This is a genomic window from Streptomyces sp. NPDC051940 (assembly GCF_040680895.1).
Classification (GTDB): domain Bacteria; phylum Actinomycetota; class Actinomycetes; order Streptomycetales; family Streptomycetaceae; genus Streptomyces.
This window is the reverse complement of record NZ_JBFAXR010000112.1, coordinates 1-14,524: the sequence shown is the minus strand read 5'-3', so window position 1 is coordinate 14,524 and position 14,524 is coordinate 1. Positions and strand designations below refer to the sequence as shown.

Sequence of the window (14,524 nt, the reverse complement as noted above, 5' to 3'; positions counted from 1 at the left end):
AGGAGCACCCGCTCCAACGGCTCATCTCCACCACCCTCACCCTGCATCCGCCCACTCACAGCTACTCCCCCGCCGACACCCACCGCTGGCTCGCACACATCGCCCGCCGCCTGGAAACCGGCTCTGGGCCACACACCGACATCCACCTGTACAACCTGCGGCCGGTGACCGGCCGCACCCGCACTCGCACGCTCGATGCGATAGCGGCTGGCCTCCTCACAACACTCGCCGGCTACTCCATGGCAACCCTCCCCGACTTCCCACTGCAGCTCGGCCGGTTCTTCGCGGCCACGTTTGGGGGCAGCGCCACCGCCTTGTGTTGCAGGTCGAACGTGGAGCCAACGCGATTGAACTGGCGGGGTCTGGCTACCACGAACGGTCGCCGAGCCCTGGCTCGACGACTCGCGCTCGGGCTCGTGGGAGGCCTGGTGTCCGCGGTAGCGCTCGGGCTCACGTTCTGGCTCACGATCTGGCCCACGGGCGGGCTCGCGATCCTGCTCACGGCCGGCTCACGTTCGGGCTCACCCAAGGACTCGCGTATGAACCACGTCAGATCGCGTTTCCGGGGTCTGTTCTGCGTTCAGACCTGCTCTACGGGCCCGCGGTCGGGCTCACGTACGGGCTCACGGCCGGGCTTATGGCTGAGTTCGTGCTCAGGAACAGGTACGGGCCTGTGGCCGTGCCCATATACGGGCTCACAGTCGGGCACGTGGCCGGGCTCGGGCTTGGGGCTCATGAGGCGTTCACGGCCGGAAGAATGGCCAGGGGCAGCTCCCCCGCCGTGACCGCAGCCTGGTCGATCCTCAGGCCGCTGTAGCTGCCGATGGCGGCGAAGACCAGCTCGGGCAGGTCATGGGAATGCTCTTCTCGATACCGCTCCGCCTCCTCCTCGCTGGCGCCCCGGTAGACGGACGGGAACACCGCGCCGGCCTCGTTAAGCGCAGTATCCAGCGCCGAGCCGCGGCCGGTATCGGCACGCCACTCAGCCGAACACACCTGCCCGTCACCGGGCGCGTGGAGGATCCATGACGGCCCGACACCTCGCTGCTGGGTCACGCACAGGATCTCTTCACCAACCAGCGGTGCCATCGCAGACACCCTGCGGTAGCCGAGAAACCACGTGGCGGCGAAGCCGTGCTCCAGCACATACACCCAGTCGTCACACGTGTCCCACATCGCCATGCTCAGACACGGCAGCATCTCGGCCGGTACAGCCAGGTCATGCCGGTCCCGGAACAGATCACGACTGCGCAGTCGATCCACGTCAGCGCCCAGCCGCACCAGGAACTCCTCCGGCTCAACGCCACGCGCCGCGGTCAACGAGATGCTCCCCAGCATGCCCGGTGCCGCCGAGCTGGGCTCCTCGTAGCTGTGGACACCGATCCACGTCAATCCTGACCCGCCGTCTACGCTCCGATGATCCATACGGGCACCGTAGCCCCCCGTGCTACGGCGCGGAGCCAGTGTTCTGAGTCGGGAATTGTTCAGATAACTGGCGAGGCGTTCGAGGATGTCGTCGGCGGTCTTCGTGGGTCTGTCCAGTGAACGGTGTTTCTGGTGTTGTTGTTGGTTTAGCGGCGGGCGGTGGAGAGTCGGCCTTCGAAGGTGATGTCGAAGGCGTTGAGGGCGGCTTTCCAGCGCATTGACCAGCGTTTGCGTCCCTGCCCGGTCGGGTCCAGGCTCATGACGGCGAGCGCAGCGTCGGTAACGCGCGATCGCTGCTCGACGCGATCGACCGTGCCGAGCCGGATCTGGACGGTCGGGTGATGTCCGGCACAACGGTGACGGTCACCGTGACAGTGACGATCACGGTGAAGATGAAGGCCGAGGGCGAGAATGGCGAACCGGGCGAGGAGGGACCGCCGCCGAGCAGCACACCCGCGAGCACGGCCGCGGTCACGCGGCGGGGAAGTCCTGCCGGAGTAGGGCAGCGGCGCACCGTTCACCGCCAGGACGACACGCATCGAGCAGCGCGCCGCGGCCGGGGTCCCGTCGGCGGCACCAGTCGTCGTGCGGGATCTGGTCGCGGCCGGCCTGCCCCTCGGTCTGGACGGCCGGATCCTGTGGTCGCGCACTGGCCGCCACACCGCGACGCTGCTCGCCGACCCGGCTCGCGGCCCGCTGTTCGTCAAGCAGGTCGATGCGCCCCTGGGGCGCTTCCGGCGACCCGATGAGCCTCCATCATGAGATCCGTTTCCACCGGACCCTGGTGGGCTCCGCCGGTGCGTCCGTCCGGCCCCATGTCCCACGGATCGTCGTCGCCTCGCCCGACGAGCGCCTCCTCGTGGTCGAAGGACTGCCCAGGCATCGCAACCTGCTGGACCGCGTCCTGGACGGCGACGTGGCCGCACTGCCCGAACCCGCGGCCCTGGCCGGGTTCCTGGCCGACCTGCACCACCCGTCGGACCATCTGCCACGGGCCGACGAGCCGACTGGGCCGCCCGTCCTCACCTTCGGATCGATCGGCCCCGGCGCCCTTGTGGCCCGCCCACCGTCCCACGCCGATCTCCTGCGGACCGTCCAACCGAGTGTGGATGGCGCGCCGCGGGCTCTACGGTCGCACTGGTCGCCGAGGACCCTCGTGCATGGCAACCTCAGCGGCGCCAACGAGCTGGTCGAGCCCGACCGCCCCGGCTCGTTCGCGGTGGTCGACTGTGGAGCTGAGCGGGCGGGGGGGGATCCGCCATTCGACGTCCGCGCGCTGACCGGAAGCCTGATCTGGGCAGCGGCCAACGGCCCTGGTTCGGATCGCCGTGCCGTCCTGCCCGCGGTCACCGACTGGGCCGGGTCACTACTGACGCGGTACATCGCCGCGGCGCGCGAGCGGTCGATGCCACCGATGTCCTGGCCTGGGCGGGCCACTGGATCGTCGAGCGCGTCCTCGTCACCCCGCCCCCCGGGGAAAAGCTGAGCTCCCCCGCCCGCACCCGTCTCGACATAGCCGCCGATCTACTGCTGCCGAGGTGAGGACCTTGCCCGCGCTCACCGACCAGCAAGTCCGTTACGACGAGCTGCTGTCCCGTGACATCGCCTGCCAACCTGGGCAGCTGCGGGTCGGTGCCAGTAGTCCGCCTCGATGGAATCGATGTCCGTGAACTCGACGTCGAGGCGGTCGGCACGGCGGCCGCCGCTTCTTGGAATAGTGCTCCTGGAGTCCCTTTTGCGATCACCTCGCCTCGGGGCCCCGCCGCAGCGGGCAGCCTGGCGGCGAAGGGGAGGACTTCTACGCGACGTCAGCGCATTCGGCAACCTTACCGTCGTGTCCTGCCGCGGAGAGGTACTTGCCGAACATCCAGCCAGTGTAGCGATCTTCCCGATTACTCTCCCAGATGTCGGTGTTCGGTTCATTCGTGGGCCACTTGACCTTGTACCAGGTCGTGCCTCCATCGGACTCCCCGCCGTTAAAGCCGGAGTCCTCCTTGCAGACCACCCAGACCACATGGTTCTGCAGCATCATGCCGATACGAGCTGCAGAGTCAGGTCCGGGACAGTCGTCCACGTTGCACGTGCGCACCAGCAGGCCCTCGTCGCGGCCGTCGACGAACGTGTTGACGACCCGGTAACGCCACGGTCCCGTCGCCCCGGCCGGGTTGTCGGGATCCTCGAAGCTCGCACTTTTGGAGGGTGCAGGGCTCTGGTTGCAATACATGTCTCGGACCTGCCCCACGGCCCGGCAGTCGCCATCGCCGTCGGAGGAGGACTTGGCCCCGGCGTCCGATCCCTGACTCACCACGACTGCGCCCGCGATGGTTGCCCCGCCTGCGATGCACGCGCCGATCAGAACCACCTTGTGTTGCTTCTTCATTTTGCCTCGCCTTTGAGGGTGCCACTGTGCGGCGAGCACCGCTTCTCCAAGTAAAGCGTGCTCAGAAACGGGCTATTGGCGGCATCAAGGTGTAGACCACTCCCCGCACGAAAGCGCTGTCACTCCGCCACCGCGACGAAAAGGCCAGGCCATTCAAGATCTCAATGAACACTTCCGCGCAATACCGTTAAGTAAGATCTTGCCGGGCTTAACGGACGTGTGATAGACGTCACGGCAGATATCTATCTGACCTCACCGCAACCACGCGCAGGTAACGAGTGCTTCACTCCGACATTCCTTTCCTAGGCGGATTCAACCGGTCGTCGCAACACCTCGTGATCAGCGAGGTGTTGGATGGTTCGTCGTCAGCAGGCCGCGGATCGGGCGGTGCGCCCGAAGCTGTCCCCGGGGCATCCGAAGTATCAGCGTCACGTCGAAGCGGCGTTCTGGAACGAGATCGCCAAGGGCCTTCTCGCCGAGGAAGCGGCCGGGATTATCGGCGTGGCGCCGGCGGCGGCCACGCGCTGGTACCGGCAGTGTGGCGGCATGCGACCGTTCGATCCGAAGCCGCATACGGGCAGGTACCTGTCGTTCTCTGAGCGGGAGGAGATCGCGCTCCTGAAAGCCCAGGGCAAGGGCGTACGCGAAATCGCCCGGGAAGTCGGCCGTGATCCGGGGACGATCTCCCGTGAGCTGCGGCGCAACGTGGCCACCAGATGCGGGAAGCTCGACTATCGGGCATCGGTCGCGCAGTGGAAATCGGACATGGCCGCACGCCGTCCGAAGACGGCAAAGCTGGTCGACAACCCCCGGTTGCACGCATATGTTCAGGAGCGACTGTCCGGACGGATCAGCACGCCCAGGGGTGTGACGATCGCGGAGCCGGCGACGGGTGAGTGGACTGGGCCGAACAAGCCGCACCCAAGGACCGCGCATCAGCCACGAGGCGATCTACCAGGCGCTCTACATCCAGAGCCGCGGCGCGCTCAAGCGGGAGCTGATCCTGTGCCTTCGCACGGGCCGCGCACTGCGCGCCCCGCGGGCTCGTTCGCGCCGCAAGACCTGGGCGCACGTCACACCCGAGACGCTCATCAGCGAACGGCCCGCCGAGGCCGAGGACCGCGCCGTCCCCGGCCACTGGGAAGGCGACCTGATCATCGGGCTGGAGCGTTCCGCGATCGGCACAGCCGTCGAGTGATCCACGCGATTCACGATGCTGATTCACCTGCCACGCGAGGAAGGATACCGGCACAAACAGAGCGTCAAGAATGGTCCTGCGCTGGCCGGTTGCGGGACGATCACGATGATGAACGCACTCGCCAATGCGATGTCGACGCTGCCCGAGCAGCTGGCACGGTCGCTGACATGGGACCGGGGCAAGGAGATGTCGGCGCACGCGCAATTCAAAGTCGAGACCGGCATTCCCGTGTTCTTCGCCGACCCTCGCAGTCCATGGCAGCGCGGCACGAACGAGAACACCAACGGGCTCCTGCGTCAGTACTTCCCAAAGGGCACCGATCTCTCGAGGTGGTCCGCCGAGGAGATCGAGGCCGTCGCCCACACTCTCAACAGCAGACCCCGCAAGACGCTCGGCTGGAAGACACCGGCCGAGGCGCTCAACGAGCAGCTACTGTTGCTCCAACAGGCTGGTGTTGCAACGACCGGTTGAATCTGAGCTGGCACCGGGGGGCTGGGGAGTGGCCCCGGTCGTGATCGCTCATCGGGTCGCGCCAGGGGCTGCCTTGTGGTGGCCGCGGCGCGCATCGACTGGAGCGCCTGGTTGTGAGCATCCGGGGGTGGTCATGCCGTGTCCCCCGCGTCTCGGCTGTGACGTGGGGGACACGGCCACGGCGGCTGTGGGCCGGATCAGGGGCGTCAGCTGCAGGTGCGGTAGTCGTATCCGGCCTTGCGCCAAGCGCCGTCTCCGTCGATGAACTGGTAGTTGCCGTCTGTGTCGCGCTTTATGTCGAAGTAGGCGTAGTCGCCGCGGTACTGCCCAGTCATGGTGGCCCCGGCGGCGTCGCTGCCGTACAGCCATACCGAGAAGCCCGCAACGTGCCAGCTCGCCTTGCCGGCCGAGCCGTCGTCCGCCAAGCCCGTTTGAGCTCTCTGCCAGGCCCTGGTCGCGTTGTACGTGCCGTCACCGAAGACTCCATCGACACCGGACAGGGGGAGGAAGCCGTCTGCCCACAGGACCTTCTGCCACAAGCATGTGGCGTTGGACACCCGGTTCGTGTCCCGGTCGACGACGCCCTCGTTGTCCCAGTCGTCCACGTACAAGCCGGCCCCGTAGACGTACGCACGGCCGCTGTAGGTGCCGCTGGCCGCCGCCGGGCTGGTGCCCACCGCCAGGATGGTCGCGGTCAGGGCCGCCACCACCCACGCTCCGGTTTTGAACCGCTTCATCCGCATACGCATGAAAGCTCCCCTCAAGGTGGTGGCGGGACGGAGAGTCTGTCCCTGGCCGATCCGGTGCGCCTCGCGGTTTGGTGGCTGGTGCGGACCTGTTGAGCTGTGAGCTGGTTCAGGACAGCCGCCCCCGTCGTGGCCCCAGCGAGCATCGCAGCGCGGCGGGTGGCGCTCCAGGACATGTGGGGACGGCCAAAACAGCTAGCTCGCGTGCCGTATACGGCTGCTCGGCGTGCCCGATATGCTCCCGGCCGGCGCTGCCGGCAGGGGATGCGAGAGCGGAGGGGCGGGGTAACGGGCGATGCTCAGGCTGCACTTCAACGACGACGATCTGCACCGGGTCCGTGTCGCGCCCGGCTTCGATCCGCTGTGGGAGCTGGTACTGGCCACCACCTTGCTGGGCAACCGGGACGGGACCGGTGTCTTCGGACACTGGCGCGCCCAGGCCCGCGCTGCGGTCACGGGGTTGCCCCGCTGGCAGGCGCAGCTGCTGCGCCGACTGGCCCCGGGGCGGGGGGACTTTCCGGACTTCCTCACTCCGCCGCAGGCGGTCGGGGGCCTGGAGCCCGGTCTGCAGGCGGTACTGTCCACCCCGCGCGCGGCCCTGCATCGCGAGCTGACTGCGGTGGCGTCGCCGCCTTCGTGGTGCCGCCACCTGGCCGAGGGCGACCGGGAGGCGCTGGGCGCCTTGGAGGCCACCCTGCGGGCCTGCTACGCGGTCCTGGTCGCCCCCTACCAGGCCCGCGTCGACGCCCTGGTCCATGCAGACATCGCCGACCGCGCCCGCGACTTGCTCCACGGTGGCCCCCATCGGCTTCTGGCCGGTCTGGCGCCCGTACTCGTTTGGCGCCCGCCGATCCTAACGGCCGCGTACCCGGTCGCCCGGGATATCCATCTGGCCGGCCGCGGGCTGCTCCTGGTGCCGTCTGTCTTCTGCTGGCGCACCCCGGTGACCCTGATCGATCCGCTCCTGCCTCCTGTTGTGGCGTATCCCGTCAGCCGCGGCCCGGACTGGAGTGCACCAGGGCAGGGCTCCTTTCGCGGCGACTCGCTCGCCGCTCTCCTGGGTGCCACCCGGGCTGCAGCGCTGCGCGCCATCGCCGACGGGTGCACAACGGGACAACTTGCCGCCCGACTCGGTATCAGCGCGCCCACGGCAAGCGAGCATGCTGCGATTCTGCGCGAATCCGGGCTGATCATCTCCAGGCGCAGCCGCAACCAGGTGCTGCACTCGCTGGCGCCGATGGGCACCGATCTCCTCGGAGCCAACCCCCGGGGGAGATGACCAAAGCCCCGGTGTCGCCCGGACGGTGCGCCCCGGTGCTGCGTGAGCGCTGCCTGCCCTTCCTATCTCCGCCCCGGACCCCGGGGTGCCCTGGGGACCTCGGGAGCGAGGTGGCGACGAGCCGCTCGCGGCGTTCGCGCCGCTCACCCGCCGGTCCCTGCCGAAGCGACCTGGACGCCCATCAGCTCCTCGACGCCCTCACCAAGCTGCAGACCTGCGACCCGCTGGACCTCGAGGCGAAGCTCGACGACGCCGGCGAGGACCCCGTCTCCGATGCCGCCCTGGCAGAGCGTCTACGCAGGCACGTCCACCAGCTCCAGGCGATTGCCCGCTCATGCGAAGTGCGCCTGACAGACCCCTACACCGCCTGGCTGCCGGCCCGGAGGCCAACGCCGCATGGGCATCTCGGCTGGTCCCGGCAAAGGCGATCCCGCGGACCAGGAACGCACGCCAGGCCGGCGAACGTATTCGGTGCCGTTCGCGCTGGGCCCCAGCTGGCGCCGGCGGACTGGTCGAGGGCAATCCGACAACCTCTGCTGTCACCAGCAGGTTGGCCCACCTCCCTCCGAGCGCCGCGCGTCGAGCATCATCTATGGGAGTCATCGTGCCATTACGGACACGGTCGACCGAGTGTTTGCGGGACGTGTGTCCTACAAGTGACTGGGCCAGCAGCGTGATCCCAGAACAGGCTCACGGGGTCCCCGCCGATCGCGGTCAGCAGCGGCATTCCCGTTGGGTCTGGGGTGCGGGCGTGGAGCCTGGCGCCGATGGCAGCCTGCTGATCTTCGCCGGGAGCTCGTCCGCGGCCGCACTGCCACGTGACGACTCGAGCTCGTCCTGGAAGTGGGAGTGAGAGTGGAACTGGCAGTGCCAGCGGATCCACGGCAACCCGTGATGGCCTGTAGATCGGCATGGGCTGGGTCAGCTCGGACTATGTCGACGCAACCCGCAACGTCGACAACTGCTGACACCAGCTCCTACGACAACGTGGACGTTTGCCGACACCGCCCTACCGCGTCGGCGCCTTGCCGTCCACGCACTCTGGATGCCCCCAGCCGTCGGAATTCTTGGCGATCAGATCGCCCCGCGCGTACGACCGGCCACACCGGCACGTCCCGCGGAACTTCGCCGCCAAGGTGCGGCCGCCCCGCCCGGACGCCACCGTCTTGGTCTTCGGCGGACTCTTCCGCGCCGCCGGGACCGCACCCCGGGCGGCGTCCGCGGCGGGCAACGACGAACCGTACGACGTGCCGGCCGCAGCCTGCGTCCGGGCCGCTTCGTCGGCCGCGCGGTCCGCAGCCGCGTTGTACGGATCACCGTCCACCTGGTGCGCGGCCACATGGACGAACTGCACGTCGCGTCCGCTCAGCAGCCGGTCGATGGCGACCACCAGCTCCTTGTTGGCGACCGGCGTACCCGCGGCCGTCTTCCAGCCCTTGCGCCGCCAGCCGGGCAGCCAGGTCGTCACCGCCTGCATCGCGTACGTCGAGTCCATCCGCACCTCGAGCGGCACGGCGGGGTCGGTCGCTTCGAGCAGTCGCATCAAGGCGGTGAGCTCCGCGACGTTGTTGGTGGCGCGGCCGAGCGGTCCGGCCTCCCATCGCTCGACGCCGCCGTCCGCACCCGCCACGACCCATGCCCAGGCGGCCGGCCCGGGGTTGGACTTCGACGCACCGTCGCACGCCGCAATGATCACTTCAGCCATGCCGGCGATTCTCCCACCGGATACCGGGACGCCGGCCGCAGACCCCGTCCGCCGACCAGCGCCACCAGGTGGACGCAGACGGCAAGGCCGTCACAGCGCTGGTGCTCCGCTGGCATCCGGAAGTCGCAAGGCGACGTTCAGCGCGGCTTCGTCCCCAGCAGGAATGCGTCCACGATCCGCTCCGCGAGGTCGTCCTCCAGCACGGCGTCCGGGTCCATCGAGGCCCGGTAGTACATGGGGCTGATCAGCATGTCGATGAGGAAGTCCATGTCGTCCCCGAGCTCCGCGCGGATCTGGCCCTCCTCGATCCCGCGCCGCAGCAGCCGGGTGAAGGCCTCCCGCCGCGGCGCGACCGACACCTCGCGGTAGCGGCGCCACAGCTCGGGGCTGCTCTGGAAGTACGTGAGCATGTTCCGCATCAGCGCGGACACATGCTTGGCCATAACCCGCTGCCGGGTCGCCTCGAGGGCGCCCACCAGGTCCTCGCGCACCGAGCGCCCGGCCGGCTCCGGCAGCGGGCGCTCGACGGACGTCACCACGTCCAGCAGCAGCGCGTCCTTCGTGGGCCAGCGCCGGTAGACGGTGGCCCGGGTGACCCCGGCCTCGCGGGCGATCGCCACCATGGACAGATCGGCGAAGCCGACCCCGTCCGCGAGCAGCCGCAGCACGGTGTCGACGACCTCGCGGTCGACGGCCGCATTGCGCGGCCGGCCGCGCGGCGCGGCCGCTGCAGCGGGGTCGTCGTTCACCTCTGCGCCCACTTGACTGTCACCTCTGCGCGCCCACCTCACGCCGCTCGGCTCGTACGCCGCCCGCCGCCTGCTGAGCCTTCTGCTTACCCGGCATGGTCAACAGCACGATAGCCGCCCCGACCGCCGACATGACGGCCGCGGTGAGGGCGGTGACGTGCATGGCGTGGACGAACGCGTCGACCGCGGCGTCTGCCAGCCCCTGCCCCCGCGCGCCGAGCCGTCCGGCCGCGCTGAGAGTGGACTGGATGGATTCGCCGGCGGCGTGCCGCTCGGCCGCCGGGAGCACGGTGACGTGGTCTTGCACCCTGCTGCGGTAGACGGCGGACAGCAGCGAGCCGAGTACGGCGATGCCGACCGCGCCACCCACCTGCCGGAAGACGTTGTTGACCGCGGACCCCGCGCCGGCCTTCGCACGCGGCAGCGACGTCATGATCATCACGGTGGCGGGCGGGAAGACATACGCCATCGCCGTGCCCATCAGGGCGAACAGCACGCCCAGCAGCCACATCGGGGTGGACCGGCCGAGCAGCAGGAAGCCGGCGAAGGCGACGGCGTTGACCAGCAGCCCGGCGGCGCATACGGCCCGCGGCCCGAAGCGGGCCACCGCGTGCCGGGCCCGCGGCGCGACGAGGATCTGCGCCGCGGCCATGGGGAGCAGCCACAGCCCGGTCTGAAGCGCGCTGTAGCCGCGGACGGACTGGACGTAGAAGACGACGAAGAAGATCACGCCGAAGAGCACGAACGAGATCACGGTGATCGCGGTGACGGCCCCGACGAAGCGGCGGTCTTCGAAGTACGTGACGTCGAACGCCGGATGGTCCGTGTGCCGCTCCCATGCCGCGAAGCCCGCCAGGACGACCAGTCCGGCCAGTGCCGTCCCCCACACCGCGGGTCGGGCGAAGTCGCCGCCCTGCCCGCCCTTGATGATGCCGTAGACGAGCAGCGCGAGACCGGCGATGGACAGCAGCACGCCGACCGGGTCGAGGCGGCCCGGCCGTTGGTCCCGGGAGTCCGGTACGAGCACGGCCATCGCGATCAGTGCGACGACGACGATCGGCACGTTCACCAGGAAGACGGAGCCCCACCAGAAGTGCTCCAGTAGCGCACCGCCCGCGATCGGGCCGACCGCCAGCGCCAGTCCGACCACACCGGTCCAGATGCCGATCGCCCGCGGTTGCTCGGCGGGTTCGAAGACCTGGGCGACGATCGCGAGCGTCGCAGGCGGAATGAAGGCACTGCCGAGACCCATCAGCCCGCGGTAGGCGATGAGTTCGCCGGGCGAGCTGGCGTAGGCGCACAGCGCGGAGGTCGCGCCGAACACGAACATGCCGAAGAGCAGGACCTTCTTGCGCCCGACCCGGTCGCCGAGCACGCCGCCGGTGAAGAGCAGCCCGGCGAAGACGAGGGTGTAGGCGTTGATCCCCCACTCCAGCTGACTCTGGCTGAGGCCCAGCCCGATCGGGGCGGGCTGGGTGAGGGTCTTCGTCGCGACGTTGAGGATGGAGTTGTCGATCACGGTGACCAGGACGCTGAGCAGCAGCACGGCGAGGATCGCCCAGCGGCGCCGGTGAAGTAATTCCGAGGAGGCCATGCGTCGTAGCGTAGACGTCTTTATGATACAGCGCAGCTCTGTATCGTAAATAGGTGGCAAACTCTGCCCGGCAACACCCGCGCCCCGCCGCGACCCGACATCCGCACCCGGTCCGCAACCTGCCTGCTTCGTCCGCGCCCACATGTCGCGCAAGACCGCGGACCGCCCCGTGATGCTCCCCCGACACCTGACCGGCGGCGAGCGGGGCGGCAGCCCGCGACGGACAGATGCTGGCGGTGATCACCACTCCGGCGGTGCGGGCGGCACCTACACCGGCCGTGCGTACGCCTACGGCACCAGCTGACCCCACGCCCGCCTAGCTCAGCCCTGGAGGGTGGCAAGCCAGTCGGTCAGCAGGCGGTTGACCTCGTCGGAGCGCTCCTGCTGGATCCAGTGGCCGCAGCCGTCCAAGAGGTGGGAGGCCGACAGGCCTGGGAGGGTGGTGGGGTAGGCGTCGATGGCTTCGGACATCCAGGTGGTGGAGGCGTCCAGGGCGCCGCCGACGAACAGGGACGGCTGCTTGATCGGCGCTCCGTGGTGCGGGGCGAGGTGTACCCAGTCACGGTCCATGTTGCGGTAGCGGTTGAGTGCGCCGGTGATCCCTGTGCGCTCGAACTCCCCGGCATAGACGTCGAGGTCATCCTCGCTCAGCCACGCCGGGAGGACCCCCGTGGGGAAGCGGTCGCGCAGCCGGCCGCCGCGGGCGACGAAGTGCGGGTCGGGCTCTCCCTGGGCGGGCATGGTGTCGGCGGACAGTGCCGCGTAGAAACCCGCGAGCCAGCCCCGGACGTCGGGCTCGATCTCCGCCTCGGCGCGGCCGGGCTCCTGGAAGTAGGAGACGTAAAACTCCTGCTCGAAGCCGCCGATCTGGCCAAAGATGTCGGTGGGGCGGGGGCCGCCGGGCGGCGCGTAGGGGACGCTCAGCAGGCCGACAGCGCGGAAGACCTCAGGGTGGAGCAGGGCGGAGGCGGCGGCGATGTTGGAGCCCCAGTCGTGGCCGACGACCACCGCGTTCTCCTCGCCGAGGGCGCGCACGACGGCGACGTTGTCCTCCACCAGGTCCAGCATCCGGTAGGCGTCGGTCGCCTCCGGCTTGGAGGAACGGCCGTAGCCGCGCACGTCGATCGCCACCGCCCGGTAGCCAGCCGCGGCGAGGGCCGGGAGCTGGCGGCGCCAGGAGTACCAGGACTCGGGGAAGCCGTGCACGAGCAGGGCCAGCGGGCCGGTGCCCTGCTCGACCAGGTACAGGCGCCCGGCCGGAGCCTCGACGGTGCGGTGGCGGAGCTCGGCGGTCGGTTCGGGCTGCATGGGCTTCTCCTCGGATCGCGGGCGGACGCGGCTACCCATCGATCATGCGGCGCGGCACCCACCCGACGCGATCGCCCTTGCCATCCTGGCGAACTCGCAGAACAGAACGGTGGAGCGGCACGGCAAAAAGGAGCAGGAAAGATGGCAGTCGACGACGTGGACGGCACGCTGGCCGCAATGGGGCCCCGGTTGCGGGCCGCGCGTGAGCACCACGGCGCGACGCTCGCCGGTGTCAGCTGCGCGAGCGGCATCTCGACCAGCACGCTGTCCCGGATCGAGACCGGCCGGCGCAAGCCCACCCTGGAGGTGCTGCTGCACCTGTCGAAGGAGTACGGCGTCTCGCTGGACGAGCTGGCCGGCACCGCACCCGCCCCCGCGGCCGAGCCGCGCACTACGGCGCCGCTGAGCTTCGGCGACGACAAGGCGGTGCTGCCATTGACCCGGTACGTCGGCGGCCTGCACGCCCACAAGCACGTCCTGCCCGCCATCGAGGACCCGCCCGCGCGGCCCCGTCAGGTCTCCCACGACGGCCACGAGTGGCTGTGCGTCCTGTACGGGCGGCTGTGGCTCGCCCTCGGCAACCAAGACCTCATCCTGACCCCCGGGGACGTCGCCGAGTTCGACACCCGCACCCCGCACGGGGTGGCGAACGCCAGCCCCGGCGGACCAGTCGAGTATCTGATCATGTTCGGACCCCAAGGCGAGCGCCTACGACCGCGCACCCCTCCAGCCGCTGATCGCGGAAACCGCCAGCCCAATCGCGTCCAGGCCGGCCGCGAAGAACAGCCGTAGGATCCGGAACCCGCTCCGACAAGACAGCGAAATTACGACCCGCACGCAGGTTCGCGGCCAAGGGCCGCCCAGATCCCTGGAACTCGCGCGCTACGCTCCAAGAGCGACCAGACCCCGGACCAGTAGCAGCCCCCGTCCCGCACCTCCGGGTGCACCTACGCACGTGCTTGGACCTCGGTGAAGGCCACCTACGGGCTGACCGCGGCCGAGAAGGCCAAGCTCGGCGAGATGCTCAGCACCTGCCCGTGAGCACCCTCGAGGAGACGCCCGGCCCGGGCCGACTGGTGGACGAGGTGACCACCGGGCCCGGTGGCGCCATGACCGACGAGGTCGGCGTCATCACCGGCGACGTCACCATCGCCACCGTGCTGCGGCCCGACGGCCGCGCCGACATCGCCATCCAGTACACCGGGGCCGACGAGCAGTACACCCTCACCGGCAGCCCCGCACCCCTGCCGCGTGCAGGACTTGCCGCACTGCACCATGAGGTCCTGGAACGGGTACGGCGGGGAGGCAGCGCCGAAGCACCCCGCAGCTGATCAGCTAGCGGCGGGTCAAGGTCCCGGAGCCGGTTGAGTCCTCGCCGCACGAGGATGCGATGCACGGCGGCCGGCGCGACCGTGACGCCATGCAGAGGCTGAAGATCGGCCGCGAGACGGGCGGGCCCCTGCTTGGCCTGCCTACGCAGCGCCTCCACCCGGTCGGCGATGTCCTCCGCGGTGCGGGCCGGGATGGTCGCCGGACGGGAGGAGTGGTCGCGCAGGCCGTTCTCGCGATGCGCGCGGTCGTGTCCCTTCTCGTGGTGTAGGGGATCAATCCTCGGTGGTGGCGGGTAGGGCTGCGGTGTCCGTGGTGGTGTAGACCGCGGCCATGCTCT

At 69.5% G+C, this 14,524-nt stretch carries 12 protein-coding genes and 1 pseudogene; 5 read left to right on the top strand and 8 right to left on the bottom strand.

Annotated features, from left to right (window positions below; translation table 11 throughout):
* Positions 1-732: 732 nt before the first annotated feature.
* Both AB0M28_RS31355 and AB0M28_RS31350 read right to left on the bottom strand, forming a co-directional pair.
* Positions 733-1,425, bottom strand: a complete 693-nt coding sequence (locus AB0M28_RS31355; RefSeq protein ID WP_365412532.1) for a hypothetical protein — start codon at positions 1,423-1,425, stop codon at positions 733-735.
* 256 nt (positions 1,426-1,681) lie between these two features.
* Positions 1,682-1,900, bottom strand: coding sequence for a hypothetical protein (locus tag AB0M28_RS31350; RefSeq protein ID WP_365412551.1), 219 nt, complete (start codon positions 1,898-1,900; stop codon positions 1,682-1,684).
* Between the two features lie 270 nt (positions 1,901-2,170).
* Here AB0M28_RS31350 and AB0M28_RS31345 point away from each other — a divergent pair, with 270 nt between their 5' ends.
* A complete protein-coding gene (locus tag AB0M28_RS31345) occupies positions 2,171-2,911 on the top strand; it encodes a hypothetical protein (RefSeq protein WP_365412531.1) in 741 nt (246 codons plus the stop codon).
* A gap of 312 nt (positions 2,912-3,223) precedes the next feature.
* On the opposite strand, the gene AB0M28_RS31340 is transcribed toward AB0M28_RS31345, so the two are convergent.
* Complete coding sequence (locus AB0M28_RS31340) at positions 3,224-3,805, bottom strand: hypothetical protein (RefSeq protein ID WP_365412529.1); 582 nt, start codon at positions 3,803-3,805, stop codon at positions 3,224-3,226.
* 354 nt (positions 3,806-4,159) lie between these two features.
* Here AB0M28_RS31340 and AB0M28_RS31335 point away from each other — a divergent pair.
* Positions 4,160-5,474: pseudogene (locus AB0M28_RS31335) on the top strand (IS30 family transposase).
* Positions 5,475-5,680: 206 nt separating this feature from the next.
* Here the strand turns inward: AB0M28_RS31335 and AB0M28_RS31330 are convergent.
* Entirely contained in the window at positions 5,681-6,223 is a 543-nt protein-coding gene (locus AB0M28_RS31330; RefSeq protein ID WP_365412527.1) for a peptidoglycan-binding protein, read from the bottom strand.
* A 292-nt stretch (positions 6,224-6,515) separates the two neighbouring features.
* On the opposite strand from AB0M28_RS31330, the gene AB0M28_RS31325 reads away from it, so the two are divergent.
* Positions 6,516-7,499, top strand: coding sequence for a winged helix-turn-helix domain-containing protein (locus tag AB0M28_RS31325; protein ID WP_365412525.1), 984 nt, complete (start codon positions 6,516-6,518; stop codon positions 7,497-7,499).
* A 1,009-nt stretch (positions 7,500-8,508) separates the two neighbouring features.
* Here AB0M28_RS31325 and AB0M28_RS31320 read toward each other — a convergent pair.
* From AB0M28_RS31320 to AB0M28_RS31305, 4 genes are all read right to left on the bottom strand, one after another.
* On the bottom strand, positions 8,509-9,204 hold the full coding sequence (locus AB0M28_RS31320) for a ribonuclease H (protein ID WP_365412523.1): 696 nt from the start codon (positions 9,202-9,204) through the stop codon (positions 8,509-8,511).
* Between the two features lie 137 nt (positions 9,205-9,341).
* Complete coding sequence (locus tag AB0M28_RS31315) at positions 9,342-9,965, bottom strand: TetR/AcrR family transcriptional regulator (protein WP_365412521.1); 624 nt, start codon at positions 9,963-9,965, stop codon at positions 9,342-9,344.
* A 7-nt stretch (positions 9,966-9,972) separates the two neighbouring features.
* Positions 9,973-11,547, bottom strand: a complete 1,575-nt coding sequence (locus AB0M28_RS31310) for an MFS transporter (protein WP_365412519.1) — start codon at positions 11,545-11,547, stop codon at positions 9,973-9,975.
* 321 nt (positions 11,548-11,868) lie between these two features.
* A complete protein-coding gene (locus AB0M28_RS31305) occupies positions 11,869-12,855 on the bottom strand; it encodes an alpha/beta hydrolase (RefSeq protein ID WP_365412518.1) in 987 nt (328 codons plus the stop codon).
* A gap of 141 nt (positions 12,856-12,996) precedes the next feature.
* On the opposite strand from AB0M28_RS31305, the gene AB0M28_RS31300 reads away from it, so the two are divergent.
* Both AB0M28_RS31300 and AB0M28_RS31295 read left to right on the top strand, forming a co-directional pair.
* On the top strand, positions 12,997-13,647 hold the full coding sequence (locus AB0M28_RS31300; protein WP_365412516.1) for an XRE family transcriptional regulator: 651 nt from the start codon (positions 12,997-12,999) through the stop codon (positions 13,645-13,647).
* Between the two features lie 245 nt (positions 13,648-13,892).
* Positions 13,893-14,186 carry a hypothetical protein gene (locus tag AB0M28_RS31295; RefSeq protein ID WP_365412514.1) on the top strand — a complete coding sequence of 98 codons (294 nt, stop codon included), beginning with the start codon at positions 13,893-13,895 and terminating at the stop codon, positions 14,184-14,186.
* Positions 14,187-14,524: the final 338 nt, after the last annotated feature.